At 72.3% G+C, this 24,812-nt stretch carries 30 protein-coding genes, 1 tRNA gene, 1 other RNA gene and 2 pseudogenes; 21 read left to right on the top strand and 13 right to left on the bottom strand.

The annotated features are described in order from the left end of the window. Positions 1-1,476: DNA polymerase III subunit gamma and tau (locus AB0F18_RS00915; RefSeq protein WP_362053112.1), on the bottom strand; the 1,476-nt coding region annotated here is incomplete at its 3' end. Between the two features lie 54 nt (positions 1,477-1,530). Further along, positions 1,531-1,629: signal recognition particle sRNA small type (ffs, locus tag AB0F18_RS00910), an RNA gene on the bottom strand. Positions 1,630-1,748: 119 nt separating this feature from the next. Here ffs and AB0F18_RS00905 point away from each other — a divergent pair. From AB0F18_RS00905 to AB0F18_RS00890, 4 genes and pseudogenes are all read left to right on the top strand, one after another. After that, positions 1,749-1,833 (top strand) — tRNA-Ser (locus AB0F18_RS00905). 329 nt (positions 1,834-2,162) lie between these two features. Beyond that, entirely contained in the window at positions 2,163-2,861 is a 699-nt protein-coding gene (locus AB0F18_RS00900) for a WYL domain-containing protein (RefSeq protein WP_362053109.1), read from the top strand. A gap of 49 nt (positions 2,862-2,910) precedes the next feature. Then, positions 2,911-3,660 carry a hypothetical protein gene (locus AB0F18_RS00895; RefSeq protein WP_362053106.1) on the top strand — a complete coding sequence of 250 codons (750 nt, stop codon included), beginning with the start codon at positions 2,911-2,913 and terminating at the stop codon, positions 3,658-3,660. A 477-nt stretch (positions 3,661-4,137) separates the two neighbouring features. After that, positions 4,138-4,557 (top strand): annotated as a pseudogene (locus AB0F18_RS00890) (DUF234 domain-containing protein); the annotation flags it as partial. Between the two features lie 37 nt (positions 4,558-4,594). On the opposite strand, the pseudogene AB0F18_RS00885 reads toward AB0F18_RS00890, so the two are convergent. Next, positions 4,595-4,828, bottom strand: a pseudogene (locus AB0F18_RS00885) (NaeI family type II restriction endonuclease); the annotation flags it as partial. A gap of 56 nt (positions 4,829-4,884) precedes the next feature. Between AB0F18_RS00885 and AB0F18_RS00880 the strand changes: the two are divergent. From AB0F18_RS00880 to AB0F18_RS00865, 4 genes are all read left to right on the top strand, one after another. After that, on the top strand, positions 4,885-5,028 hold the full coding sequence (locus AB0F18_RS00880; RefSeq protein ID WP_362053103.1) for a hypothetical protein: 144 nt from the start codon (positions 4,885-4,887) through the stop codon (positions 5,026-5,028). 102 nt (positions 5,029-5,130) lie between these two features. Next, complete coding sequence (locus AB0F18_RS00875; RefSeq protein ID WP_362053100.1) at positions 5,131-5,682, top strand: NADPH-dependent FMN reductase; 552 nt, start codon at positions 5,131-5,133, stop codon at positions 5,680-5,682. 69 nt (positions 5,683-5,751) lie between these two features. After that, a complete protein-coding gene (locus tag AB0F18_RS00870) occupies positions 5,752-6,195 on the top strand; it encodes a luciferase family protein (RefSeq protein WP_362053097.1) in 444 nt (147 codons plus the stop codon). A gap of 75 nt (positions 6,196-6,270) precedes the next feature. After that, the gene (locus AB0F18_RS00865; RefSeq protein ID WP_362053094.1) at positions 6,271-6,846 is read left to right on the top strand and encodes a hypothetical protein; all 576 of its coding nucleotides are present in this window, start codon (positions 6,271-6,273) and stop codon (positions 6,844-6,846) included. Positions 6,847-6,880: 34 nt separating this feature from the next. Here AB0F18_RS00865 and AB0F18_RS00860 read toward each other — a convergent pair whose 3' ends face one another. After that, positions 6,881-7,390, bottom strand: a complete 510-nt coding sequence (locus tag AB0F18_RS00860) for a PadR family transcriptional regulator (RefSeq protein WP_362053091.1) — start codon at positions 7,388-7,390, stop codon at positions 6,881-6,883. Positions 7,391-7,499: 109 nt separating this feature from the next. Here AB0F18_RS00860 and AB0F18_RS00855 point away from each other — a divergent pair, with 109 nt between their 5' ends. Then, the gene (locus tag AB0F18_RS00855) at positions 7,500-8,054 is read left to right on the top strand and encodes a hypothetical protein (RefSeq protein ID WP_362053088.1); all 555 of its coding nucleotides are present in this window, start codon (positions 7,500-7,502) and stop codon (positions 8,052-8,054) included. 25 nt (positions 8,055-8,079) lie between these two features. Here the strand turns inward: AB0F18_RS00855 and AB0F18_RS00850 are convergent, their stop codons facing one another. Further along, a complete protein-coding gene (locus tag AB0F18_RS00850; RefSeq protein WP_362053085.1) occupies positions 8,080-8,568 on the bottom strand; it encodes a MarR family winged helix-turn-helix transcriptional regulator in 489 nt (162 codons plus the stop codon). 119 nt (positions 8,569-8,687) lie between these two features. Here AB0F18_RS00850 and AB0F18_RS00845 point away from each other — a divergent pair, with 119 nt between their 5' ends. From AB0F18_RS00845 to AB0F18_RS00830, 4 genes are read left to right on the top strand one after another with little or no spacing between them, the layout of a single operon-like run. Further along, positions 8,688-9,530, top strand: coding sequence for an NAD(P)H-binding protein (locus AB0F18_RS00845; protein ID WP_362053082.1), 843 nt, complete (start codon positions 8,688-8,690; stop codon positions 9,528-9,530). Between the two features lie 37 nt (positions 9,531-9,567). After that, complete coding sequence (locus AB0F18_RS00840; RefSeq protein WP_362053079.1) at positions 9,568-11,028, top strand: MFS transporter; 1,461 nt, start codon at positions 9,568-9,570, stop codon at positions 11,026-11,028. A gap of 44 nt (positions 11,029-11,072) precedes the next feature. Then, entirely contained in the window at positions 11,073-11,477 is a 405-nt protein-coding gene (locus AB0F18_RS00835) for a MarR family transcriptional regulator (RefSeq protein WP_362053076.1), read from the top strand. Positions 11,478-11,526: 49 nt separating this feature from the next. Continuing rightward, positions 11,527-11,943, top strand: coding sequence for a TOBE domain-containing protein (locus tag AB0F18_RS00830; protein WP_362053073.1), 417 nt, complete (start codon positions 11,527-11,529; stop codon positions 11,941-11,943). Positions 11,944-11,963: 20 nt separating this feature from the next. Here AB0F18_RS00830 and AB0F18_RS00825 read toward each other — a convergent pair whose 3' ends face one another. Continuing rightward, positions 11,964-13,430 (bottom strand): helix-turn-helix domain-containing protein, encoded by a 1,467-nt coding sequence (locus tag AB0F18_RS00825; RefSeq protein WP_362053070.1) that lies wholly within the window; start codon positions 13,428-13,430, stop codon positions 11,964-11,966. Between the two features lie 249 nt (positions 13,431-13,679). Between AB0F18_RS00825 and AB0F18_RS00820 the strand changes: the two genes are divergently transcribed. Beyond that, entirely contained in the window at positions 13,680-13,982 is a 303-nt protein-coding gene (locus AB0F18_RS00820; RefSeq protein WP_362053067.1) for a hypothetical protein, read from the top strand. 27 nt (positions 13,983-14,009) lie between these two features. On the opposite strand, the gene AB0F18_RS00815 is transcribed toward AB0F18_RS00820, so the two are convergent. Together AB0F18_RS00815 and AB0F18_RS00810 are read right to left on the bottom strand one after the other, a co-directional pair. After that, entirely contained in the window at positions 14,010-14,429 is a 420-nt protein-coding gene (locus AB0F18_RS00815) for a TOBE domain-containing protein (RefSeq protein WP_362053064.1), read from the bottom strand. Between the two features lie 178 nt (positions 14,430-14,607). Next, the gene (locus AB0F18_RS00810; protein WP_362053061.1) at positions 14,608-14,931 is read right to left on the bottom strand and encodes an HGxxPAAW family protein; all 324 of its coding nucleotides are present in this window, start codon (positions 14,929-14,931) and stop codon (positions 14,608-14,610) included. Between the two features lie 70 nt (positions 14,932-15,001). On the opposite strand from AB0F18_RS00810, the gene AB0F18_RS00805 reads away from it, so the two are divergent. Beyond that, complete coding sequence (locus tag AB0F18_RS00805) at positions 15,002-15,472, top strand: MarR family transcriptional regulator (RefSeq protein WP_362053058.1); 471 nt, start codon at positions 15,002-15,004, stop codon at positions 15,470-15,472. On the opposite strand, the gene AB0F18_RS00800 is transcribed toward AB0F18_RS00805, so the two are convergent. Further along, positions 15,448-16,116 (bottom strand): class I SAM-dependent methyltransferase, encoded by a 669-nt coding sequence (locus AB0F18_RS00800; RefSeq protein ID WP_362053055.1) that lies wholly within the window; start codon positions 16,114-16,116, stop codon positions 15,448-15,450. The genes AB0F18_RS00805 and AB0F18_RS00800 overlap by 25 nt on opposite strands. A 202-nt stretch (positions 16,117-16,318) precedes the next feature. Between AB0F18_RS00800 and AB0F18_RS00795 the strand changes: the two genes are divergently transcribed. Together AB0F18_RS00795 and AB0F18_RS00790 are read left to right on the top strand one after the other, a co-directional pair. Continuing rightward, on the top strand, positions 16,319-16,990 hold the full coding sequence (locus tag AB0F18_RS00795) for a DUF4097 family beta strand repeat-containing protein (protein ID WP_362053052.1): 672 nt from the start codon (positions 16,319-16,321) through the stop codon (positions 16,988-16,990). A gap of 295 nt (positions 16,991-17,285) precedes the next feature. After that, positions 17,286-18,311: a helix-turn-helix domain-containing protein gene (locus tag AB0F18_RS00790; RefSeq protein WP_362053050.1), complete on the top strand. Its 1,026-nt coding sequence runs from the start codon at positions 17,286-17,288 to the stop codon at positions 18,309-18,311. Here the strand turns inward: AB0F18_RS00790 and AB0F18_RS00785 are convergent. Next, positions 18,308-19,120, bottom strand: coding sequence for a VOC family protein (locus AB0F18_RS00785; RefSeq protein ID WP_362053048.1), 813 nt, complete (start codon positions 19,118-19,120; stop codon positions 18,308-18,310). The two genes, AB0F18_RS00790 and AB0F18_RS00785, sit on opposite strands and share 4 nt — an antisense overlap. Positions 19,121-19,241: 121 nt before the next feature. Here AB0F18_RS00785 and AB0F18_RS00780 point away from each other — a divergent pair, with 121 nt between their 5' ends. Together AB0F18_RS00780 and AB0F18_RS00775 are read left to right on the top strand one after the other, a co-directional pair. Then, positions 19,242-19,832 (top strand): HhH-GPD-type base excision DNA repair protein, encoded by a 591-nt coding sequence (locus tag AB0F18_RS00780; RefSeq protein WP_362053045.1) that lies wholly within the window; start codon positions 19,242-19,244, stop codon positions 19,830-19,832. 88 nt (positions 19,833-19,920) lie between these two features. Continuing rightward, positions 19,921-20,394, top strand: a complete 474-nt coding sequence (locus AB0F18_RS00775) for a cupin domain-containing protein (protein WP_362053042.1) — start codon at positions 19,921-19,923, stop codon at positions 20,392-20,394. Here AB0F18_RS00775 and opcA read toward each other — a convergent pair. Both opcA and AB0F18_RS00765 read right to left on the bottom strand, forming a co-directional pair. Next, on the bottom strand, positions 20,343-21,275 hold the full coding sequence (opcA, locus tag AB0F18_RS00770) for a glucose-6-phosphate dehydrogenase assembly protein OpcA (protein ID WP_362053039.1): 933 nt from the start codon (positions 21,273-21,275) through the stop codon (positions 20,343-20,345). The genes AB0F18_RS00775 and opcA overlap by 52 nt on opposite strands. 71 nt (positions 21,276-21,346) lie before the next feature. Then, positions 21,347-22,966 (bottom strand): helicase HerA-like domain-containing protein, encoded by a 1,620-nt coding sequence (locus AB0F18_RS00765; RefSeq protein WP_362053036.1) that lies wholly within the window; start codon positions 22,964-22,966, stop codon positions 21,347-21,349. 88 nt (positions 22,967-23,054) lie between these two features. On the opposite strand from AB0F18_RS00765, the gene AB0F18_RS00760 reads away from it, so the two are divergent. Both AB0F18_RS00760 and AB0F18_RS00755 read left to right on the top strand, forming a co-directional pair. After that, a complete protein-coding gene (locus AB0F18_RS00760; RefSeq protein WP_008740979.1) occupies positions 23,055-23,351 on the top strand; it encodes a type II toxin-antitoxin system VapB family antitoxin in 297 nt (98 codons plus the stop codon). 101 nt (positions 23,352-23,452) lie between these two features. Next, positions 23,453-24,094 (top strand): LytR C-terminal domain-containing protein, encoded by a 642-nt coding sequence (locus tag AB0F18_RS00755; protein WP_362053033.1) that lies wholly within the window; start codon positions 23,453-23,455, stop codon positions 24,092-24,094. A gap of 16 nt (positions 24,095-24,110) precedes the next feature. Here AB0F18_RS00755 and upp read toward each other — a convergent pair whose 3' ends face one another. Beyond that, the gene (gene upp, locus AB0F18_RS00750; RefSeq protein WP_045949275.1) at positions 24,111-24,746 is read right to left on the bottom strand and encodes a uracil phosphoribosyltransferase; all 636 of its coding nucleotides are present in this window, start codon (positions 24,744-24,746) and stop codon (positions 24,111-24,113) included. Positions 24,747-24,812: the final 66 nt, after the last annotated feature.

Here is a 24,812-nt window from a genome sequence, read left to right as displayed (position 1 = left end):
GGCGGGGCGGCCGGATTCGAACCGGCGTCCTCCTCCATGCTGTGTAGGCGCACTAGCCCCGGGCTCCTGCGCGGGCGCGGCCGGGGCCTGTACGGGCGCGGGGGCCGGACCGGAAACCGGAGCCGGAACAGCAGCAGGCGCAGCGGCGGGAGCCGGAGCCGGAACGGACTCCTCCACGGGCCCCCGTACGGCGGCACGCGCGGCGGCCACCCCTCCGCCCGGTCCGGCCGGGGCCATGCCGTGCGCGTCGGGCCCGGGCACGTATCCCATGGCGGGCGGCGCGGCGGGCGCGGCCGCGAAGGCGGCACCGGCGGGCGGGCCGCTCCGCTCCAGCCGGTCGAGCCGGGCCTGGAAGGAGCGCTCGTCGTCGAAGGCGGCCGGGAGCAGTACCCGGGCGCAGATCAGCTCCAGCTGGAGCCGGGGCGAGGTGGCTCCGCGCATCTCCGTCAGCCCGGCGTTGACCAGGTCGGCGGCGCGGCTGAGCTCGGCGGCGCCGAACACCGACGCCTGGGCCTGCATCCGCTCCACCACGTCGGCGGGGGCGTCGATGAGCCCCTTCTCCCCGGCGTCGGGCACGGCGGCCAGGATCACCAGGTCGCGCAGCCGCTCCAGCAGGTCGGCGACGAATCGGCGCGGGTCGTTCCCGCCCTCGACCACCCGGTCGACGACCTCGAAGGCGGCGGCCCCGTCCCCGGCGGCGAAGGCGTCCACGACGGAGTCGAGCAGCGACCCCTCCGTATACCCGAGCAGAGAGGTGGCCATGGCATACGTCACACCCTCCTCGCCTGCGCCGGCGAGGAGCTGGTCCATGACGGACATGGAGTCACGCACGGACCCGGCGCCAGCGCGCACGACGAGCGGCAGCACCCCGTCCTCGACGTGGGCCCCCTCGCGGCCGCACACCTCGCCGAGGTAGTCGCGCAGGGTCCCGGGCGGTACGAGCCGGAAGGGGTAGTGGTGCGTACGCGACCGGATGGTCCCGATGACCTTCTCGGGCTCGGTGGTCGCGAAGATGAACTTGAGGTGCTCCGGCGGCTCCTCGACCACCTTCAGCAGGGCGTTGAAGCCCGCCGAGGTGACCATGTGGGCCTCGTCGATGATGTAGATCTTGTAGCGGCTGGACGCGGGCCCGAAGAAGGCCTTCTCGCGCAGGTCACGGGCGTCGTCGACACCACCGTGCGAGGCGGCGTCGATCTCGATCACATCGATGGACCCCGGCCCGTTCCTGGCCAGGTCGCGGCAGGACTGGCACTCACCGCAGGGGTCGGGAGTGGGACCCTGCTCACAGTTGAGGCACCGGGCCAGGATGCGCGCGCTGGTCGTCTTCCCACACCCGCGCGGCCCGCTGAACAGGTACGCGTGGTTGACCCGGTTGTTCCGCAGGGCCTGCATCAGGGGGACAGTGACATGCTCCTGCCCGATGACCTCGGCGAACGACTCGGGGCGATAGCGGCGGTACAGCGCAAGGGACGACACGTCTACGAGGTTATCCGGGCCCACCGACAACGGCTGCCCGCCGCCGCCCCCGGAACGCAAAGCGCCCCTCACGCACCCGCCAGAGCCCACTTACCCTTGCTGCCTTCCGGCCCTGGGGGAGTTGGGTGAGATAGCGCCACGTGAGGGGCTGGGCCCCACCCTAGCGGATGGAACCCCCCGGAATCGAGCCCGCCCCGACCGCCGCCCCCTCCCCGACCCCCGATCCGGATCGTGTTCGCGAGCACCCCTCAACGTCTTGTATTGTTTGCGGCGGAGGATTCGCCTAGAGGCCTAGGGCGCACGCTTGGAAAGCGTGTTGGGGGCAACCCCTCACGAGTTCGAATCTCGTATCCTCCGCCTCCGCCCGCCAGGGCGAAACGATGGCCCCGACCGCTCTGCGGCCGGGGCCATCGTCGTCTCGTGGCCTCAGTCGACAGCTCACTGCTTGCGGCTGGCTGCCAGCGCGGTCTCGCCGGCCTGAGGTACGGGCACGGGATACAGCCCTGATGGCTACTGGCGGCCCGGTATGAGACCAACGACTTTGGAGGATGCTCCACCCGGACGTCAGGAGGGCCGCGACCGCCGCGCAGCCGAACGTCACCATGGGCGGGCCGTGAGCGCCGTCGGCCTGGGAGCGTGATCAACCCTCCGAAGGGCGTCCGGAGTTGGCCGCATAGGCTAGGGCCGTGAACCGCACCGATCGCTTGTATGCACTCGTCGAGGAGCTTCGAGCGGTGGCTCCGCGGCCACGCAGTGCTTCGTGGCTGGCACGGCGGTTCGAGGTCAGCGTGCGTACCGTTGAGCGGGATCTTGAAGCGTTGAGGCAGTCGGGCCTGCCGATCCGCAGTGTGGCCGGTCGGGCCGGGGGCTACAGCCTGGACCGGGACCGTACGCTGCCGCCCGTGACGCTCAGCCCCGCTGAGGCCCTCGCCATCAGTGTTGCGCTCCGGACAGCGGCCTCCACACCGTTCGCGGCAGCCGCGCACAGGGCCGGCCGGAAGATACTGGCGGTGCTGCCTGCCGACGTGCGACAGCGGGAGGAAGCGCTCGCGGGGCTGGTGTACCAGGTCGGGGACCACGCGCCCGGCGGGAGCGACGCACTGAGCGAGGCCATCGTCGAGGCGACGGTCGCCGGGAGGGTCCTGCGCCTCACCTATGCCGACCGGGTCGGCGCGGTGACGACGCGTGACGTCGAGCCGCTGGGGCTGCTCTGGGGGACGACCGGCTGGTATCTGGCGGCGTGGTGCCGGCTGCGCTCGGCGGTCCGGGGCTTCCAGTTGGACCGGATCACCTCGCTGGAGCTGTCCGACGCTCGCATCGTGTCCCGGGAGCCGCACTGGCAGGCCGAGCTGAGGCGCCTGGACGCCGAGCCGTTCGCCCAGTGATCTGAAACACCGACAGGACGGTGTCGCGAGTGGTTGTGATGCTGTGGTCATGGACAACGAGAAGCGCATGATCACGTGGTGCCGGATGTGGAACGATGACCCGTCACTGGCGTACGAGCTGATGTCCGACGACTGCGTGCAGTGGTCGGGGCGCACGGCCGGCCTGGACGCGGTAGTCGGCCCGCAGGAGCAGGAACGGTTCGTCACCGCGTACCGCGCGCGAACTGCGAACGTCTTCAGCCCGCGAGTGTTGGTCGACGCCGGTGACCGGTTCGCCTACCTGTGGGACGTGCGGAAGGCCGACGGTCAGGTGCTGACCGGCATCGACGTCAACGTTCTCGAGGGCGACCGTGTCCGGGAGAACTGGACGTTCGTGGCGGAGCGGCACTGCGGACAGCCCGACCCGGGGCCCGAGGCGGCCGAAGGGACCGACGCTGCCACGCTCGAAGACCTGTGCCACCGCTGGATGCGGCTTCGCAACGGCCGGACCGAGCTGGCCGAGGACCTGGTGACGGACGGGTTCGCCCTGTTCTCGGGGGCCGACCCCGCCGGTGACGCACACGGCCCCTCCGAGCTGGCCGAGCTGGTAGAGCGGCAGGCCGCGCCCGGAATCCGGCCCGCCTTCACGATTCACCGACAGGCCGTTGCCGACCCCGCGAGGGGTCACGTGGCAGTCCTCTGGACAGCCGAGAACAAGGCGGATGGTGCCTTCGTCGGCGGAGCCGACCTTCTGACAGTGCGCGCCGGCCGGTTCGCGCGGGCATGGTCACTGACGGGGACCCGTCCGTTTCGGTACTGACAGTGCGCGCCCTCCAGCCTGCCTGGCGCCCCATGTGCCCGGTGCCGGCGGCATGGACGAGCACGTCGAAACGCACCTCGACGACCCGTGCCCGAGCGGTCGCCTGGTCTCAGTTCTGGTCTCGTTCACCCCCGTCCGGCCGGGTTCAGCCGCTTCTCAGCGATTCACTCCGCCGCAGGTCAGGACGGGTGCGAACGCTGGCGGACGGTGTTCGGGAGAATTGGAAAGCGTGTTGGGGGCAACCCCTCACGAGCTCGAATCTCGTATCCTCCGCAGCCGCCTGAACAGGCGAAACGAAGAGCCGGACCGCTGATTGCGGTCCGGCTCTTCGGCGTGTGCCCTGGTTCAGGGTTCGCGCAACACCGCCCGCGAAACGCAGTCCCCACGGGAGGAACCGCTCCCGTTCGTCATCCGAGCCGCCGGCGCATGCGCCACGCTTGGCTCTGCGCCGGGACGGTTCCGGTGCTGCTGCCCTGGATCGAGCGGATGCGGGGGGATCTCACGCTGAGCCGGATCAAGGAGCGGTGGACGAGCTGGCGGGGGCGCGCGGTCGAACCTCTCGTCCGGGAATCCCTCGCCAGGCTCCTGCCGGACGGGCACCTGCCCGCCGCCCCCGCGATCGGCGGATACTGGACCCGCAGCAACGACGTCGAAATCGACCTGGTCGGCGCCGACCGGCAGCCGGTGGCCAAGGAACTGCTCTTCCTCGGTTCGGTCAAGTGGCTGGAGAACTCCGCGTTCGACAACCACGACCTGGCCGCCCTCCAGAAGCACCGGGCAGCCATCACCGACGAGCCCGTACCGCTCGTGGCGGTCTCGCGCAACGGGACCACTTGTTCCGGCCTCCAGGCGGCGTACGGACCCGAGGAACTGCTCGGCGCCTGGCGCAGGGCGTGATCGGGGGACGACTCCTGTGGTCCCGGTAGGGCTCCGCTCAGCCGAGGACGATGCCGGGCAGCGGGGTCTCGGCGTCATCCGGGCGGGCCACGCGCCATGCGGTGCCGTCGAGCACGATCACGGGGCTGCCGTCGTCCTCGGACGCGGGAGCGAGCCGGACGCTCGTCCACGTGCGCGGTGGAAGCACGGGCAGGCCGAGGGCCGAGGCCCACTCGCGGTGGTCGGGGCGTGTCCCGTTCAGCACGATCACGCCCCGGCGGGCGAGCCCGCGCCGCGCGTCCCGCCTCGACCAGGCGGCGCTCGTTCATCAGCCCGACACCACGCAGCTTGCGGTGGAACGTCGACCTGGCGGGCAGGTTCCCGCCCAACACGGCCTGGCGCTCCGGCCGGTCGCCCGCCGCCCCGATCGCCGAGGCCGAGGCCCAGGCGGAGCCGGGGCGCGGGGGAGGGGTCGGGGGCGCGCTCAAGTGAGGCTCTACGGGGAGTCCGGTGGTCGCGCCTAGCGTCGGGACCGGGATCGCGGTGTCCGCCGCGGCCTTCGCCCTCCGGCGTCTCTCACCAAGGAGTCCGATCATGACCGTGCGCGTCCTCGCCCTCGTCGGCAGCCTCCGGGCCGGCTCGCACAACCGCCAGCTGGCCGAAGCGGCCGTCAAGCACGCCCCCGGGCACGTCGACGTCGAGATCCACGCGGGCCTCGCCGAAATCCCCTTCTACAACGAGGACATCGACGTCGAGGGTTCCGTCCCCGAGGCGGCGACGGCGCTGCGGGAGGCGGTGTCCCGGGCGGACGCCCTCCTGCTCGTGTCGCCCGAGTACAACGGCACCATCCCCGCCGTGCTGAAGAACGCGATCGACTGGCTGTCCCGCCCGTACGGGACCGGCGCGATCACCGGCAAGCCGGTCGCCGTCATCGGCACCGCCTTCGGCAGCTACGGCGGCGTGTGGGCCCAGGACGAGGCCCGGAAGTCGGCCGGTGTCGCCGGCGGTGCCGTCCTCGAAGAGGCCCGGCTCTCCGTTCCCGGCTCCGTCACCCGTTTCGCCGAGACCCACCCCGCCGACGACGAAGAGGTCGCCACCGGGCTCCTCGACGTCCTGGGGCAGCTCGCTGCCAAGGCGAGCGCCTGACGCAGCCGCGCCGCAGCTCCGTAGCCCTTCACGCTGTAGCCGGGTCACCGGCCGGAAAGGAACACCGCCATGCTCACCCTGACTCCCCGCGAGGGCGCAGCCCCGAAGGTCTTCGGGCCGGCCCCGCACGGCCAGGGCTCGCAGATCTCCCCGATCATGCTGCAGGAGGAGCTGTGGGGGCGGATGCGCGCGCTGCCGTACGTGTACATGGCTCCCACGCTCGTCTCGGTGCCGCACGCCCGGGCGCTCTTCCTGCCCGAGGGCGTCGGGACGGGCCCCGCCGAGGCCTTCCAGCGCGGTAGGGAGTGGGCCCACATCCACCCCCACCACGACGGTTCGCTCCACCTCACCCTCCCGAAGGAGGCGGAGGAGGCCGTCATCGAGGCGGGCTGGGGCGTGCACCACCCGGTCCAGGCGGTGACGCTCGTCTACGGGCCCAGGAGCTATGCGGAGCTGGAGACGGTCTGGAAGATCGTCCACTTCTCGTACCGGTACGCCGTCGGCATGAAGTGACACCAGGCCCCTCAGCCGCCCCGGAGGGCCGGACCGCGTCGGCGGTCCGGCCCTCCGGCGTCTACCGTCGTCCTCATGGGAAGCCACTTCCAGACCGTCGTCGACCTCGACGCCACGGCCGCCGACGCCCCGGCCCTGGCGGCCGCCGGACTCGACTGGCTCGTCGGGGAGGGGATCGTGCGGGCCGAGCTCACCCCCTGTGTGCTCGGCGCCCCGCTGGGGCATCCGCCCGGCCCCTCCTGGTCCGCGGCCGTCGCCGACGCGGACTGGGAGCCCACCGACGGGCTGAAGACCGAGACGGGGCGGACCGTCTTCCACGGCGGCCAGGGCGAGCCCCGGTTCGCGGTGTGCCCGCACTGCGCCGGCCGGGTGGACCTCGTCACCGACGAGTGGGACACCGTCGAGGAGGCCTGGGAGCCCTTCGAGGAGGCCATCGACGCCTGGCACGCCGCCGGCGCGGCCGCCGTGACCTGCCCGGACTGCGGGCGCGCCGGCGACCTGGCCGCGTGGGGGTGGGACGCCGACTACTACGCCTTCGGCTACCTGGGCTTCGAGTTCTGGGACTGGCCCGAGTTCAGCCCCGCGTTCCTGGAGCGCTTCGCCCGCGCCCTCGGCGGCCACCGCGTCGTCCTGGTGGCCGGCAAGCTCTGACGGGCCCCGGGGACGCGGTCCGGCCAGGCACGGTTTAGAGCTGGGTCGCCGCCCAGCGGGCCCATTCGCGGCGCATCTCGTTGAAGCGGAGGCCGTATTCCAGGGCGATGCGGCCGTGTACCGAGAGGCGGTCCTCGCCCCAGTCGATCGACTGCTCCAGCGCGCGCAGGGCCTCGTACTCCCGGTCGGACAGCTCCATCAGCCCGGTCAGGTAGCCGCTCGCCTGCTCGGGCGTGAGGACGCCGAGGAAGAAGACCCTCAGGAGGACGTCGCTGCGGGTGTTGCGCGCCGGCTTGGTCTCCGTCAGCCAGTGCCGCAGTTCGGTCAGGCCCTCGTCGGTGAGGGTGTACTCCTTGCGGCCGCGCGGGCCCTCGGCCGAGACGCTGATCAGCCCGGCGGCGGCCAGTTTGGACAGCTCGCCGTACATCTGGCTCTGGGTGGCCGGCCAGACGTTGGCCAGCGAGGTCTCGAAGCGCTTCAGCAGGTCGTAGCCGCTGGCCGGGCGCTCGGAGAGGAGTCCGAGGAGGGCGTGTCGAAGGCTCATACCCACCACCTTACATTCCATCCTTGACATGTCAGTTCTGGAACATCTATCTTCGACATGTCAGAACAGGAACGTCAGGCGGGTCAGCCGCAGCAACCGGGGGTCTTCGATGTCGTACGTGCGCACCTTCCTTCCGTGGATCGTCTTCGCGGTGGTCCCGTCCGCCCAGTGGCAGTGGGGTGCGGCGGCCGCGCTGGTGGCCGCCGTCGCGGTGGCCCTCCGGGAGCGCCGCGAGGGCGCCGGGTTCGACGCGCTGATCATCGAGACCGGCTCGGCGGTCTTCTTCGCGGCCCTGGCCTGCATCGCCTTCGCCGACCCGCAGTCGGCCGTGCACGGCTACTCGGCGGCGCTGTCCTCGGCCGTCCTGGCCCTGATCGCCGCGGTCTCGCTGCTGATCCGCAAGCCGTTCACCCTCGGCATCGCCAAGCGCACCACCCCCCGCGAGGTCTGGGGGCTGCGCCCCTTCGTCCGGGCCAACACGGTGATCACCGGCGTCTGGACGGCCGCCTTCGCCCTGACCGCCGGCGCCCTCGCGCTCCTCGCCCAGGCCGGGCAGGGCCACTCCACGGCCGCCACGGCCGTCCAGGCCGCCGGCTTCGTCCTCCCGATGCTGTTCACCTCCCGCTACGTCGCCTCCCTCCAGGGCGCGGCGGGTGCCCGGTGAGCGTTCGGCCCGGCGGCCACAGGCCCTACGCGCCGCGCAGGGCCTCCTGGGAGGCGACGTACTTGACCATCAGGCGGGCGAGTTCCAGCCGGTCGCGCTCGCTCCAGTCGGCGGTGATGTACTCGTACGCCGAGCGCTGGTGGCGGCGGAAGCGGGCCATCAGCTCCTCGCCCTCGGGGCTGAGGTGCAGGACGGTACGGCGGCCGTCGCGCTGGGAGGCGGCGCGCACGAGGTAGCCGGCGGAGATGCAGTCGGAGACCATGCGGCTGGCCACCGAGGGGTCGACGCCCAGGTGGGAGCCCACGGCGCCGACGGTGACCTCACGGGTGTCGTCCTGTGCGATCTCCAGGACGACATTGAGGACCAGGGTGCGGCCGAGGTCCTTCTGCGAGATCGGGTTCTCGACCTCCAGGAGCGAGGAGCGCCGCAGCTTCCCGAAGGCGGGGCCCACGGCGTTCAGCAGCTCTTCGGCCACGGCGGCCTCGACGGCCGTTTCCTCCTCGTGCTTCGTCATGGGCCCCATCGTATCTACATGAGTCTCCGCAGACATGTGTTGACATGAAAACGTGTGCGTGTCAGCATGCATATGTCTTCAGTCAACGAAATCGATGGACTGCGAACGGAGCTCCTCCCATGACCACTCTCATCACCGGTGCCCGCGGCAAGGTCGGCCAGGGCGTCATCGCCCGCCTGCACTCCGCCGGGCACGCCGTGCGCGCCGCCAGCGCCCGCCCGGCCGAACTGACCGTCCCCGCCGGCGTCGAGACCTTCGAGCTGGCCCTCGACCGCCCCGAGACCTTCGCCGCCGCGCTCGAAGGCGTACGCCAGGTCTTCCTCTACCCCGAGCCCGCCGGCATCCAGGAACTGATCAAGGCGGCCGAAGCCGCCGGTGTGCAGCACGTGGTGCTCCTCTCCTCGTCCTCGGTCCTCGGCCCGGACGCCGAGACCGACCCGCTCGCCGGCCACAGCCTCAAGGTCGAGCGCGCCCTCGCCGACTCCTCGCTGACCTGCACCTTCCTGCGCCCGGACGCCTTCGCCAGCAACTCCTTCGGCTGGGCGTACCCCATCGGCCGGTCGATGCCGGTCCAGCTCGCCTACCCGGACGCGCACATCGCGCCCATCCACCCCGAGGACATCGCCGACATCGCCTTCGAGGCCCTGACCGGCGACTCCCTCCGGGGCCGCTCCGTCACCCTGACCGGCCCCGAGTCGCTCACCTTCCGCGCGCAGCTGGCCGTCCTCTCCGGCGCCATCGGCCGGGAGATCCCGGTCGAGCACATATCCCGCGAGGCCGCCGAGGAGCAGATGTCCTCCTTCATGCCCGCGCAGATGGTCACCTCGCTGCTCGACCTGTGGGCCGCCGCGAGCCATGGTCCGGCCGCCGTGGCCGACACCACCGAAACCCTTCTCGGCCGCCCCGCCCGCACCTACGCGCAGTGGGCCACCGAGAACGCCCCCGCCTTCACCGGGCACTGACACCGCCCGGCCACTCCACCCGAGGGACCCAGGACCCATGTCCACCCCCGCCACCCCCGCCACCCCTGCCACTTCTGCCACTCCTGTCCCCGCTGCCACCGAGCTCCCGGCCGCCCCGGCCGATCCGGCCGATCCGGCCGTCTACCGCCGCCGGTGGGCCGTCCTCGCCGTCGTCCTCTTCGCCTCCGTCCTCGACCTCCTCGACGCGACGATCACCAACATCGCCGCCCCGGCCATCGCCTCCGACCTGAACGGCGGGAACGGCCTCGTCCAGTGGCTCGGGGCCTCCTACGCCCTGGCCATGGGCGTGCTGCTGGTGGTCGGCGGCCGGCTCGGCGACAAGTACGGGCGCCGCCGCCTCTTCCTCATCGGCCTGACCGGCTTCACCCTGGCCTCCGCCGCCTGCGGGCTGGCCTTCGGCCCCGCCTCCGTCATCGCGTTCCGCCTCCTGCAGGGGGCCTTCGGCGCCCTCGTCATCCCGCAGGGCTTCGGCATCCTCGGTGCGGTGTTCCCGCGCCGGGAGATCGGCAAGGCCTTCGGCGTTTTCGCCCCCTGTCTCGGACTGTCCGCCATCGGCGGCCCGGTCCTCGCCGGGTTCCTGATCGAGGACTTCGGCTGGCGGTCCATGTTCCTGATCAACATCGGGCTCGGCGGACTCGCCGTCGTCCTGGCCGTCCGGCTCCTGCCACGCGACGGCGGAGACCGTACGGTCACCGTCGACGGCATCGGCTCCGTGCTGCTCGCCACCGCCATGCTCGGCCTGCTCTACGGCCTGATCGACGGCTCCGGGCACGGCTGGGGCCCCGTCCCGCTCCTCTGCCTGGCCGCCGGGGCCGTGTCCTTCGCCCTGTTCTGCCGGCGCCAGAGCACCGCCGCGAGCCCGCTGATCAAGCCCTCGCTGCTGCGCGAACGCTCCTTCACCGCCGGGCTGGTGCTCGGGCTCGTCTTCTACGCGGCGGTCGCCGGCCTGCTCCTCGTCCTGTCGCTGTACCTCCAGGACGGGCTGCACCGCTCCCCGGCCCAGGCCTCGCTCGCCCTCACCCCCATCGCCGCCGGCATCATCGCCGCCTCGATCGCCGCACACCGGCTCATGGCCCGCCTCGGCCGGACCCTGATCCTCACCGGCCTGCTGCTCACCCTGGCCGGCACCCTCGCCCTGTTCGCCCTGGTGCGCTTCGGCAGCCCGACGGCCTGGACGCTCGCCGCACCGCTACTGCTCACCGGCCTCGGCCTGGGCACCTGCTTCGGCACCGTCTACGAGGTCACCCTCGGCGGAGTCGGCCCGCAGGAGTCCGGCAGCGCGAGCGGTTCGCTGTCCGCCGTCGCGCAGCTCGCCAACAGCATCGGCGCCGCCACCGTGACCACCCTCTACTTCCACACCCGGGGCGGCAGCGAGACCGCCACCGCCCACAGCCTCTTCGCCGTCGCGGCCGCCGTCCTCGCCTGCTGCGCCCTCATACGCCTGCTGCCCCGCACGGCCCACAGCCGTCCCCACTGACTCGGCCGGCTCGGCCGACTCCGCCGACTTCGAGGAGCAACACCATGAAGCCCATCGGCTACTGGCTCAACCGCACCGACCAGGCCCTCACGGCCACCATGAACTCCCTGCTGGCCGAGTCCGGCCTCACCCGACTCGCCTGGCAGGTGCTCAACGTCGTCGAGGACGGCCCCGGGGCCACCGACACGGCCGTACGGACCGTCCTCGCGGCCAACGCCGACGCCGCCGCCCTGACCGCCGCCATCGACGCGGTCCTCGCCGGCGGCTGGGCGTCCCGTCCGCAGCCGGGCCGGCTCGCCCTCACCGACGACGGCCGCGCCCGCCTCGCCGAAGTCGGCCTGCGCGTCGGCGCCTTCCGCGAGCTGTCGACGGCCGGCATATCCCGCGAGGAGTACGAGACGGCCGTCAGCGTCCTGGAGCGCATGACGCGCAACCTGGAAGGGGCGTGAGCGCTCCGGCGCCGGACGGTGGGCGCGGGCCCGCCGATAGGGTGGGCGGGTGCCCTCGTACTCCATCGGTCAGGCCGCCGGTCTGCTGCGCGTGAGTCCCGAGACCGTCCGCCGCTGGGCCGAATCCGGGCGGCTGCCCGCCCTGCGCGCCCCCGACGGCACCCGGGCCGTCGACGGCCCGGCGCTCGCCGCCTTCGCCAAGGAACGCGCCGCCGGACTGCACCCGGTGCCCGACCGGGCCGCCGCCACCTCGGTGCGGAACTCCTTCGCGGGGATCGTCACGGCGGTGCGGGTGGACGACGTGGCGGCGCAGGTGGAGATCCAGTCGGGTCCGCACCGGATCGTCTCCATGGTGACCCGGGAGTCGGTGGAGCAGCTCGGCATCGCCGTCGGCGTCAGCGTCACCGCCCGCGTGAAGTCGACCGAGGTCTACGTCGACGTGCCCCAGGCGCCCAACACCCCGTAGGGGCCCGGCTCGGCGGCGGCTCAGCCGCAGCGCAGCGCCGCGTACAGGTCCAGCTTGTGGTCCAGGCGGGACAGGTCACGGCCCGTCAGGACCTGCACCCGCTCCATCCGGTAGTGCACGGTGTTGACGTGCAGGTGGAGCGCCTGCGCGGTCCGGGCCCAGGAGCAGTTGTTGGCCAGGAAGACCTCCAGGGTCTCCCGTAGCATCCCGTCCCCGAGCGCCCCCAGCACCCGTGCCGCGAACACCTCCCGGACCTCCTCGGGGACCCCCGCCATCAGCCCGCCCAGGGTGTCCAGCTGCTCGACCCCCCGCACCGGGGCCGCCGCGTCCGTCGCGGTCAGCGCGAAGCGGGCCTGGGCCAGGGAGGCCCGCAGCTCCTCGGGCCCGGCCGCCGGCGCGCCCGCGCCGAGGCGCAGGCCGGCCTCCGGGCCCCCGCAGACCTGCAGCAGCGGCCACAGCCCGCGCAGCCCGGCCACCGGGTCGGCCTCCTCGCGCGGGTCCTCGTACAGGACGGCCACCGCCTCCCCGGGCGCCGCCTCGCCGAGCGCCCAGCACGCCCCCTCCAGGTGTGCGAGCGCCTCGGCGAGCGCCGGGGCCGAGGTGGCCACCAGCACCCGGTACGGTCCCCGCGCGGGGAGCCCGGCGGCGGTGAGGGCCTCCTCCAGGGCGGCGGGGTCGCAGTCCCCCGACAGCAGCCCGGCCAGTTCCCGCCCCGCGGCCCGGGCGGCGGCGGTCTCCCGGTGGGCGTGCCCGTCGCGGTGCTGGGCCAGTACCTCGGCGATCTCGTGCAGGACGCGCGGCGGCGCCGCGTCCGCGTCGGGCACGTGGAGCTGCCAGGCGTCGTAGGGGGAGCCGTCGGCGTCGATGCGCAGCGTGAGCCCGCCCCGGGACGGGGACGCCGCCCGCTGGGCGGGGATCTCCGGGGCGGAGGGCGTACGGGCCACCGTGCGCCCGCTCGCGGTGAACAGGTAGCAGTCCAGCCGGCCCAGGTGCGCGCAGGCCCGCTCCAGCAGTTCGCCGGGCCCGGCCCCGCCCTCCAGCAGCCGGCTCAGCTCGCCCCGCGCGTTCGCGGGGAGGGCGAAGGTCCGGGTCGGGCGCCGACTGGGGTCCCCCCAATGCCGCAGGTACACCGCCTCGGTGACGGCCCGGAAGCTGGTCCGCGCCGGGACGGCCACGATCGGCACCCGGTGCGCCCGGCAGGCGTCGACGAGTGCCTCGGGGACCCGCCCGTGGGTCTCCTCGCCGGCCAGCAGGGCGGTGGCCCCGGCGGCGGCGAGCGCGGAGACGAAACGGTCCGCCTTCTCCAGGTCGCCGTCGGCCCACCACACCAGTCCGCTCAGCACGATCTCGCCGGGGCCCAGGAACCGGCCCGGGTCTTCCAGGTCGGTGGCGCTGACCCCGCTGACCTCCTGGCCGAGAAGGGCTTCCTCGCCCCAGAGCAGGGTGAGGCCGAGATCGTCGGACCGGAGCAGGTCGAGGACGTGCATGGCAGGGACTCCTTGCGGTGGGGGTGGCCCACATTCGCCAGGTGAATACGAGAAACCTCATCGTAAATGCAAGGTCATCGCGCACTGACGCCCCGTCTGCACCCCGCGGTGAATCATCGAGCGCGACCCTTCCCGGAGTGGCTGGTTTCCGTGGTCCGAATGCCGGACACGCCGTCACGTAGAGCCACCTCTCGCTACCATCAGCGACGACAGCTGGTCGGTCGGGTCGGAAGAGGTGGACGGACGATGATGCGAACGGCACGACGGGCGGGGAAGGCCCTGGGGGCGTGCGCGGCGGCCGCGCTGCTGGCGCTGGCGTCCCCGGCGGGCACGGCGCAGGCGGCGGAGGGCTTGCTCTACATCGACGGGACCGAGCACGAGGAGCCGTCGGGCTGCTACCCGCTGGGCGACTTCGCCCCGCCGAAGGTCACCAACCTCACGGACGAAACGGCGTGGGTGTGGTCCGGCCCGAACTGCGACGGCGAGGTGAAGCAGGAGATCGCACCCGGCACGACCGCCATCGGCCGCGGCCGGAGCCTCTACATCGAGTGAGGGTCCCGGCCGCGCCCCCGGCGGGCCTTACGCGGTCTGGAGGGAGACCTCGGTCGCCTTGATCAGCGCGACGACGGAGGAGCCGGCGGCCAGCCCGAGGGCGTCGACGGCGTCGGCGGTGATCGCGGCGGTCAGCCCGCCGCCGTTCACGTCCACCTTGACGGAGGCCATGGCCGGACCGGTGGCGACCTCGGCGACGGTGCCGGCGATCTGGTTGCGGATGGACAGCCCCTCGACGGGCCCGGTGGCCAGGGCCACCTCAGTGGCCTTGACCAGGGCCTTCACGGAGGAACCGGCGGCCAGACCCAGCTCCTTGACGGCGTCGGCGGTGATGGCGGCGGTGATGTCCTGGCCGCCTTCGAGACGAACCTTGACCGTCGCCATGGCCTCACCGGTGGTGATGGCGGTGACGGTGCCGGCGATCTGGTTGCGGATGCTCAGGCTCATGGGTGGTTCGACCTCTTACGTAGTCACTTCGCGCGATCCGGGCAGACCCGCACGGGTTTGACCGTAGGACCGAATGGATCACCCCGCCGACCGCCCCTCGCATCCACGGCCCGGAACCACCCGAGCGGCTCGCCCCTGCGCCCCGCGCAAGACGGCCCGGGCGGAGCCCAGTTCGCAGCTAGCGCGACCGGACGGCCGCTACGGCGGGCCGCCGTCCGGCCATCCGGCACCCGAGGCACTCGGGGTGTCCCTCGCGCACGGTGTGGTCGCGGGCCCCCATCGGCCAGTGGGCCTTCGGGCGCGGCCCGGGCCCCTTGCCCCAGCCCGCCAGGTGCAGGGCCCACGTCAGCACGCCGGCCGCCGCGAGGACGCCGGTCCCGATCCATATCCCCGGCGTCCAGCCGCACACGCCCAGACCCACCACCGCGGCTCCCACGGCGGCGACGGCCGTTCCCGCCCATCCGGCGACCGTGTGCCCCTCGTCGTACCCGTGCCCGCTCATGCGTCAGCCCTCTCCGACTTATGATGTCTTAGTCAGTGAGCAATTTATCTTAGGCGCTAAGGGATTTTCAATGGAGGGCACGCCCCGCCCCGCCGCCTCCGTCCCGGCGGCGATCGGCGCGATGGACGACCTGATCGCGACGAGCATGGTCGCCCAGCAGGAGTTCGCGAAGAACCTGGGGCTGGGTCCGACGGACCTGATCTGCTTCGCGTACGTCCTCCAGGCCGGGGACACCCCCGTCACCGCCGGCGACCTCGCCGCCCGTGCGCACGTCACCACCGGCGCGGTGACCGGCATCGTCAACCGGCTGGAGCGCGGCGGGTTCGTGACCCGGCAGCCCGATCCCGCCGACGGGCGACGGGTGCGCGTGGTCGCCGTCCCCGAGGCCGCGCAGCGCGTCCGCGACGTGTACGAGCCGTACTACGTACTCCTCGGGGAACTCTTCTCCCAGTACAGCCCCGAGGAAGTGGCGGTGATCCACGACTGGTTCACCCGCGCGGGCGCCCTGGCGGCGACCTACCTCGCGGAGTCCTGCGACTGACCCGCCCCCTCGGGGCGCCTGGCCAGCAAGTGGGCGTCGAGGAAGCCCCGTTCGGTGGCCGGGTCGTGGACCAGCCGGGCGACGGTGACGAGCCCGGCCCCGGCCAGCAGCGCGGCGAAGCGGTCCACCGGCCAGCTGTAGGCGGGCGTCACCTTGTGGTCGAAGCGGACCGGCTCCGGCCCGTCCGTCCCGAAGAACGAGACCAGGAGCAGGCCCCCCGGCGCCAGGACGCGCACCTGTTCGGCGAGCAGCGCGGGCAGTTCCCCCGGCGGGGTGTGGATCATCGAGTAGTGGGCCAGTACGCCGCCCAGCGCCCCGTCGCCGACCGGCAGCGCCTCCATCCGCGCCTCGTCGAACCGCAGCTCGGGATGGGCCCGCCGGGCGTGGTCGACCATGCCGGGGGAGAGGTCGAACCCGGAGGCGTCCAGGCCCAGTTCGCCCAGCATGGCCGTCAGGTGCCCGGGCCCGCACCCGACGTCGGCCACCCGCAGGTTGCCCGATCCCGTCCCGCGCACCAGCTCGGCGAAGGTGCCGATCACGGCCCGGGCGAACGGGTGCTCCTCCAGCCGGTTGGCGAACATCGCCGCATACAGCTCGACGACCCCGTCATAGGCCGCCCCCGTCTCGTCGTGATGTCCTGTCACGCGTCGCGTTCACCTTCATTCCATTGCAACATCCAGCCGGAAAACGTTGCATTAAATCCAGACCCACTGCAACGATTTACCGGCTTTGACCTGTGGAAACAACATCAACACGCAACGAACCTGTTGCCCATACCTCGAACGCAACATAGCGTTTCTCCTGTCGGAAACACCGGAAAGCAAGCCGCTGACACAGGAGACCATCATGCAGAAGTTCGCCACCGCCGCCCCCGTCTCGGCCGTCCTGGACATCCCCGCCGGGCGCATCCAGTTCATCGCCGCGGACCGCTCCGACACCACGGTCGAGGTCCGCCCCGCGGACGCCTCGAAGAGCCGCGACGTGAAGGCCGCCAAGGAGACCACGGTCGAGTACCTCGACGGGGTCCTGCGGATCGCGGCCGCGCCGGCCAAGAACCGGATCATGGACAACTCGGGCTTCGTGAACGTGACCGTCCAGCTGCCGGCCGGCTCGCACGTCGAGGCGAACGTCGCCACCGCCGAACTCCGGGGCTCCGGACGGCTCGGGAACGTCGTCCTCGAAGGCGCGCAGGCCGAGGTCCAGCTGGAGGAGACCGCTTCCGCCCGCCTGACCCTCCAGACCGGCGACGTCACGCTCGGCCGCCTCGGCGGCCCGGCCGACATCCGCACCCAGCAGGGCGCCATCCGCATCGCCGAAGCCGTCAGCGGCACGCTCACCCTGACCACCCAGCACGGCGACATCACCGTCGGCGCCGCCCGCGAAGCCTCCGCGACCCTCGACGCCGGCACCGGCTACGGCCGCATCCACAACGCCCTCAACAACGCCGCGGGCGCTGCCGCCTCCCTCACCATCCACGCGACCACCGCCTATGGCGACATCACCGCCCGCAGCAACTGACCGGCTGCGCCGACCAGTCGGCCCCGGGGGTCTCCCGACTCCTGGCAGCCCACGATCCGGTCGGCCCGTACGTTTCTTTTGCTTCGCCAGTACCGGAGAAAGAACCTTTCCCAACCCCACCAGCCTCCCCCGACGGGCCGTCTCACTCACACGGGTGAATAAGTCCAACTCAGTTGGATTTCGGCCGGGTTGCCGGGCATATGCTCGCCCCGACCACCCCGCAAACGAAGACGGCCCCCGTCGGGACGGCAATCCCTGACGAGGGCCTAACCAAGTAGGAAGCAACACCTTCCCCATGGCTCTCTCGCACCCTAACGCGCCTGCGCGCACCACGTACGGCGTTCGTCACTCCAACGTCCGTCACACGACCCGGTACACCGTCATCGGGAACCACCTGGCGCAGCATCCCCATCTGACGCTGACCGCCCGCGGCTTGGCCGCGTACATCCAGTCGCTGCCGTCCGGAACGCCCATCGGCATCAAGGACCTGGCCAGGCGCCTGCCGGAGGGCGAGATCCGCATCGCGTCGGCCCTGCGCGAGCTGGAGGCGTACGGCTACCTGCAGCGGGTCCGCGAACAACTGCCCGACGGACGCTTCGTCACCCACACGGTGTCCTACAACCACCCCAAGGCCACGGCCACCCGCCCGACCCTGCCGCCCCGCGCCCTCCCGGACCCGAAGCCGGAGCCGACCCCGGAGCCGACCCCGGAGCCGACCCCGGACCCGGAACCGGCACCCCCCGCCCCCGAGCCGGAACCCCCCTGCGACCCCACGCCTGCCCCCTCGCCCTCCCCCTCGCCCTCCCTCCGGGCGGCCATGACGGTCCTCGCCGAGCTGCGCCGCACGGACCACCGCCTGCTCCTCGGCCGCAAGGACATCGAACGCCTCGCCCCCCGCCTCGAAACCTGGCTGGAACGCGGCGCGACCAAGGAGGCGGTGATCGCCGTCCTCACGGCGAGGATCCCCGACCCCGTCACCAACCCGGCGGGACTGATCGCCCACCGCCTCGACGCCCAGGAACCCCCCGAGCTCGCCCCGCTCTTCCGCCGGGCCGCCTTCGTACCGCCCGACCCCCTCGTGTCCTGCACCACGTGCGACAAGGCCTTCCGCAGCCCCGTCCCCCGGCACCTGCCCGGGCTGCTCCTGAGCCGCCCCGAGCGGTGGATGATCCTTTCTGTGGTGAACCGGTTCCGGCAGACGGGTGACGGAGCGTGTCCTCGGCTGGCGGACGGTTACGGTGAGACCCCCGTGCGCCCGTGCCCCGGCCGGGGGACACGGGCGCACGGGCCCGGCTCCGGTTCCGGTTCCGGCCGGGGTTAGCCGAACTTCGGCATCTCGCCGACCCGCGTGTCCATGTCGATCACCGCGAACACCGCGCCCTGCGGGTCGCCGACCGCGGCGAAACGGCCGAAGGGGCTGTCCATCGGGCCGAAGTACACCCTCCCGCCGCGCGCCGTCGCCTTCTCGACCGCCACATCGCAGTTCGGGACGCCGAAGTAGACCTGGACGTAGGACGGGACGTGCGCCGGGAACTCGTCCCCCATCTTCATGCGGCCCAGCACCGGATGGTCGGCGCCGCCCACGCTGAAGACCTTGAAGTCCATCCCCGCCGTCTCCGGGTCGTCCCCGGCGTCCATCTGCTGCGAGCCGTACGGGAAGACCCGCTCCAGGAACGGGTCCGCCTTCTCCGGCTCGCGGGTGTAGACCTCGGCCCAGGCGTACGAACCCGCCTCGCCCTGCTTCTCGAAGCCCTTGTGCTCGCCCGGCTGCCAGACGCCGAAGACGGCGCCGCTCGGCTCCTTGGCGATGGCCATCGTGCCGAACGCGCCCACCTGCATCGGCTCCATCATCAGCTCGCCGCCCGCCGCCTTGATCTTCGCGGCGGTGGCGGCGGCATCGTCCGAGGCGAAGTACAGGCACCACTGCGAGGGCGCGTCGCCCCCGGGCATCGGCGGTACGACGGCCGCGACCGCCTTCCCGTCGGAGTAGGCCTGCGTGTAGTTGCCGTACTCACTGCTGGCTTCGCCGAAGGTCCAGCCCAGCACATCGGCGTAGAACTCCTTGGCGGCCTCCACGTCGGTGAACATCGCGTCCACCCAGCAGGGGGTGCCTTCCGGGAACTCGGCCATGGTCGATCGACTCCTGTGCGTCGTCTGTGCGTCGTCCTTGTCGCCCTCCCACGCTAGGGCGGGGGTCTGACAACCGCGCGCCGAACGCGCGTGGGGGGTGGTCCCGGGGGAGGCTGGGGGCATGGACGACATCACCATCCGGCTCGCGCAGCAGCCCGAGGCCGACGCCCTGCTCGCCCGCAGCCCGCTGGCCGCGCTCACGGGGATGCTGCTCGACCAGCAGGTGCCGATGGAGTGGGCGTTCTCCGGGCCGTGGACGATCGCGCAGCGGCTGGGCGCCGACGACCTGGACGCGCACGCCATCGCCGCGTACGACCCGGAGGCGTTCGCGGCGCTGCTGTCACAGAAGCCGGCGGTGCACCGGTACCCGGGGTCGATGGCGAAGCGGATCCAGCAGCTGTGCGCGTACCTGGTGGAGCACTACGAGGGGGACGCGGCGGCGGTCTGGACGGACGCGGGGACGGGGGCGGAGCTGCTGAAGCGGCTGAAGGCGCTGCCGGGGTTCGGGGAGCAGAAGGCGCAGATCTTCCTGGCGCTGCTGGGCAAGCGGTACAGGGTGCGCCCGCAAGGGTGGCGGGAGGCGGCCGGCGGGTACGGGGCGGCGAACGTGTACCGGTCGGCGGCGGACATCACGGGGCCGGAGTCGCTGGCGAAGGTCCGCGAGTACAAGCAGGCGGCAAAGGCCGCCGCCAAGGCCTCCGGAAGCAAGTAGGGCCCGTAGCGCTCGGACGCCGCACGGTACTTGACGGACCGCCGTACCAGGTCGGTCCGGGAACGAGGGCCCGCGTAGCGTTCCCGCTATGACCGAGAACCTCACCCGCGCCACCACCGCCGAACGCATCTCCGACGCCCCCGGCAGCACCATCACCCTGCTCACCGACACCGCGGAGCTCACCTGCAACACCGCCAGCTTCGAGGCCGGCGCGGCCGGCGCGCCGGTGCACTTCCACACCAAGGCCACCGAGTTCTTCCACGTCACCGACGGCCGCCTCGACGTCCTCGTCGGCGACGAGGTGCACACCCTCTCCAAGGGCGACTTCATCAGCATCGCCCCCGGCGTGAAGCACGCCTTCGCCCCGGCCGCCGGCCACACCGCCGAGGTGTTCGTCGGGTTCACCCCCGGCATGGCCCGCTTCGACTACTACCGCCTCCTCGGCCGGGTGCGCGCGGGCGAGGCCACCGTGCAGGACATCATCGACAGCCAGCCCGTCTACGACAACCACTACGCCGAGAGCGACGCCTGGGCCGGCCGGCTGCGCAGCGCCGAGGCGTAGACCTCGTCGGCGTCGAGGCGCCGGAGCTCCTCCGCGATGAGCTCGGCCGTGCTGCGGATCTTGAGGGCGACCTTCCGGTCGGGCCAGCCCGGCAGGACCAGGGTGGCCAGCGAGCCGGTGGGCCGGTCCACCACGACCTCCCCGGCGGAGGTCTCCAGCCGGACCCGGGTGATGACCGGCCCGTCGGTGGCCACCCGGGCCACCGGCGCCCCGAGCCGGTCCTCCAGCCAGCGCGCCAGCAGCTCGGCGCTCGCGTTGTCGGGCTCGCTCTCCACCGCCGCCGCGGTCACCGGCAGCGCCTTCTGGTCGAAGGCGCAGGCCAGCAGCGAGCGCCAGGGCGTGAGCCGGGTCCAGGCCAGGTCGGTGTCGCCGGGGGCGTACGCGCCCGCGCGGTCGGCCAGGACGCCGACCGGGTCCGCCGCCGCCTGCGCGTCGGTGATCCGCCGCTGCGCCAGTACGCCCAGCTCGTCGCGGGCCGGGTCGGCGGGGGCGTCGGCCGGCCACCAGGCCACCACCGGCGCGTCCGGCACCAGCAGCGGCAGCACGATCGAGCCGGCCTGGGTGGTGAGGTCGCCGTGCAGGCGCAGGATCACGATCTCCCCGGACCCGGCGTCCGATCCCACGCGCAGCTCGGCGTCCAGCCGGGTCTGCCGGCGCCGCTCGGGGCCGCGGTGGGTCCGCTTGATCACCGCGATGATCCGGCACGGGTGCTCGCGCGAGGCCTCCGAGGCCGCGCGCACGGCGTCGTAGGCGTTCTCCTCGTCGGTGACGATGACGAGGGTCAGCACGAGCCCCATGGTCGGGCTCCCCACGGCTCGACGGGCCGCCAGCAGGGCCCGGTCGATCTTGCTGGACGTGGTGTCGGTGAGTTCGGTCCGCATGCGTATGAGTCTGTCAGCGGCTGCCGTAACGCGGACAACCGGTTCGCTCGATTCCCCCTGGAGGGCCGCCGTCAGCGGCGCCTGCGGGCCGTGCCGAAGAGGGAGCGGGAGATCTCGCGCCCCAGCTGCGTGCCGATCGAGCGCGCCAGTGAGCGGAACAGGCCGCTGCCGACGACCTGTTGGGCCAGCGAGGGTTCCGGCTTGGGGGCGCCGCGCGCGGCCCGTTCCTCCGCCCTGGCCTGTTTCTCGGCCTCCGCCGCCGCGGCCGCCGCCTCCGCCTCGGCCTCCGCGACCGCCTGTTCGGCGGTGATCTTCTCGTACGCCGATGCGCGGTCGACGGGCTGCGCGTAACGGGGGTACAGGAGCGAGGCCTTGACGGCCGCGTCGAGGGCCGCCGCGTCGACCGGGCCCATCAGGGACTGCGGGGCGCGCAGCCGGGTGGCGGCGACGGGGGTGGGGGCGCCCTGCTCGCCGAGCACGGTGACGACGGCCTCGCCGGTGCCGAGCCCGGTGAGCAGCTCCTCCAGGTCGTAGGCGGAGCGGGGGAAGGTGCGCACGGTGGCCTTGAGGGCCTTGGCGTCGTCGGGGGTGAAGGCGCGCAGCGCGTGCTGCACGCGGTTGCCGAGCTGGGCCAGGACGTCGGCGGGGACGTCCTTGGGGGTCTGGGTGACGAAGAAGACGCCGATCCCCTTGGAGCGGATGAGCCGCACGGTCTGGGTGATGGATTCCAGGAAGGCTTTCGAGGCCCCGTTGAAGAGGAGGTGGGCCTCGTCGAAGAAGAAGACGAGTTTGGGCCGCTCCAGATCGCCGACTTCCGGGAGGTCGGCGTAGAGATCGGCGAGCAGCCACATCAGAAATGTCGAGAAAAGCTGTGGTTTGTCTTGCACGGCGGGAAGTTCCAGTACGGAAATCAGCCCGCGCCCGTCCGGTGCCGTTCGCAGGAATTCAATGGTGTCGAATTCGGGTTCGCCGAAGAATTCCGAGGCGCCCTGCGGCTCGAATGCGGTCAATGCCCGCAGGATCACCCCGGCGGTGGCGGTGGAGAGCCCGCCGATCCCCTTCAGCTCCGGTTTTCCCTTGTCGGAGACGAGGAAGGCGACGACGGCCCGCAGGTCCTTGAGGTCGATCAGCTCCAGGCCCTTGGAGTCGGCGTAGTGGAAGATCAGGCCGAGCGACTGTTCCTGCGTCTGGTTCAGCCGGAGCACCTTCGACATCAGGACCGGCCCGAACGCGGTCACGCTCGCCCGGACCGGGATCCCGGGGCCGATCCCGCCGAGCGAGTAGAACTCCGCGGGGTAGCCGGTGGCCTCCCACGCCTGGCCGACCTCCCGCGCCCGGTCCGCGGTCCGCCCGCCCGGCGCGCCGGGGGCGGAGATCCCCGAGACGTCGCCCTTGATGTCGGCGAGGAAGACGGGTACGCCGTGGGCGGACAGCTGCTCGGCGATCAGCTGGAGGGTCTTGGTCTTGCCGGTTCCGGTGGCGCCGGCGACGAGCCCGTGGCGGTTGAGCACCGACAGCGGGACGCGGATCTGCCGGTCAGGGAGGCAGGTCCCGTCCCAGAGCAGGGCCCCGAGCTCCAGCGCGGGCCCGGTGAAGGCGTACCCGGCCGCGATCGCGGCAGCCGGATCCTTCGCTTCCGTTCGTCCCGCCGCGGTGGCGGCCGGGTCGGCCGGGTCGGTGCTCTGGCTCATGCGTCCCTCCCGGAATATCCCTGTGCGCCACTTTTGCACCGCTGGAGCGAGGCTGCGCCCGGAGGCACCGGCCCGGTAGGCTTTCCGTGTGATCTTCAAGCGCATCGGAAGCGGCCGGCCTTACCCCGACCACGGCAGGGAAACCACCCGGCAGTGGGCGGACGTCGCCCCGCGCCCGGTCCGGCTGGACCAGCTCGTGACGACCAAGGGACAGCTGGACCTGGAGACGCTGCTCGCCGAGGACTCCACGTTCTACGGCGACCTCTTCGCGCACGTCGTGAAGTGGCAGGGCGACCTGTACCTGGAGGACGGGCTGCACCGCGCCGTGCGCGCGGCCCTCCAGCAGCGGCAGGTGCTGCACGCGCGCGTCCTCGAAATGGACTGATCGCGGGCCGACCGCGGGCCGATTGCGCCTTTCGGGTCTGCCTTACCCGATCAACAGATCATTTAGTAGGCATCGTTCCGGTACGGCACTACGCTGCGCCCATGAGCATGCTCACTCCCCCCGGCATGGGCGGAAAGTACCGCGTCACGGGTACCGCTTATCCCCGCATGAGCCGGCCGCGGCGTCGTCGGAAGATCGTGTTCGCCGTGCTCGGATCGGTCCTCGCGCTGGCCCTGCTCGGCTACGGGGCACTGCAGCTCATCGACGTGTTCCGCGGCGGCGGCAAGCAGGCCGCCGCGGCCGCCGCGAAGGACTGCCCGACCAAGGCCGCGAACCCCGGCCCGGCCGCCTCTGCCGCCCCCGCCGTCGCGCTCCCGCAGCCCGGCCAGATCACCGTCAACGTCTACAACGCGACCCCCCGCGCAGGCCTCGCCAAGGCCGTCGGCGACGAGCTGAAGAAGCGCGGCTTCACCATCGGCCACGTCGGCAACGCCCCCGCCGACTTCGACAAGAAGGTCCCCGGGCCCGGGATACTGCTCGGCTCCCCGCGGACCGACAAGGCGGCGTACTCCGTCCTCGGCGCCCAGCTCACCGGCGTCGTCCAGCAGACCGACACCCGCGAGGGCGCGGACATCGACCTGATCCTGGGCGACTCCTTCAAGGAGCTGAACGCGAAGGAGGACGCGGACAAGGCGCTGGCCGTCCTGGCCAACCCCGCGCCCGCGCCCTCCCCGAAGTGCTGACCGGAGAGCCGGCCCCCTACTCGGCCGAGCCGTACATGCGGTCGCCCGCGTCGCCCAGGCCCGGCACGATGTAGCCGTGCTCGTTGAGCCGCTCGTCCACGGCGGCCGTCACCACCGTCACCGGCGTGCCCGCGAGCTCGCGCTCCATGACCTCGACGCCCTCGGGCGCGGCCAGCAGCACCACGGCGGTCACGTCGTCGGCGCCGCGCTTGATGAGCTCCTGGATCGCGGCGACCAGCGTGCCGCCGGTGGCCAGCATCGGGTCGACGACGTAGACCTGGCGCCCGGAGAGGTCCTCGGGCATGCGCGTCGCGTACGTGGAGGCCTCCAGGGTCTCCTCGTTGCGGACCATGCCCAGGAAGCCCACCTCGGCGGTCGGCAGCAGCCGGACCATGCCGTCCAGCATGCCGAGGCCGGCGCGCAGGATCGGCACCACCAGCGGGCGCGGGTGCGACAGCTTGACGCCGGTGGTCGGGCCGACCGGGGTCTCGATGTCGGACTGCTCGGTGCGCACGTCGCGGGTGGCCTCGTACGCGAGGAGCGTCACCAGCTCGTCGGCGAGCCGCCGGAACGTGGGGGAGTCGGTGCGCTTGTCGCGCAGTGCGGTGAGTTTGTGCGCCACCAAGGGGTGATCGACGACCTGCAAACGCACAACATCCTCCAAGACTCAGCCGGGTTTCGACCTGCGATCGGCGACCGCGACCCTGCTACCTGCGAA

This window comes from Streptomyces sp. NPDC029216 (assembly GCF_040648015.1).
In the GTDB taxonomy this organism is placed as follows: domain Bacteria; phylum Actinomycetota; class Actinomycetes; order Streptomycetales; family Streptomycetaceae; genus Streptomyces.
The sequence above is the reverse complement of the archived record's forward strand: the minus strand, read 5'-3'. Positions and strand labels throughout refer to the sequence as shown.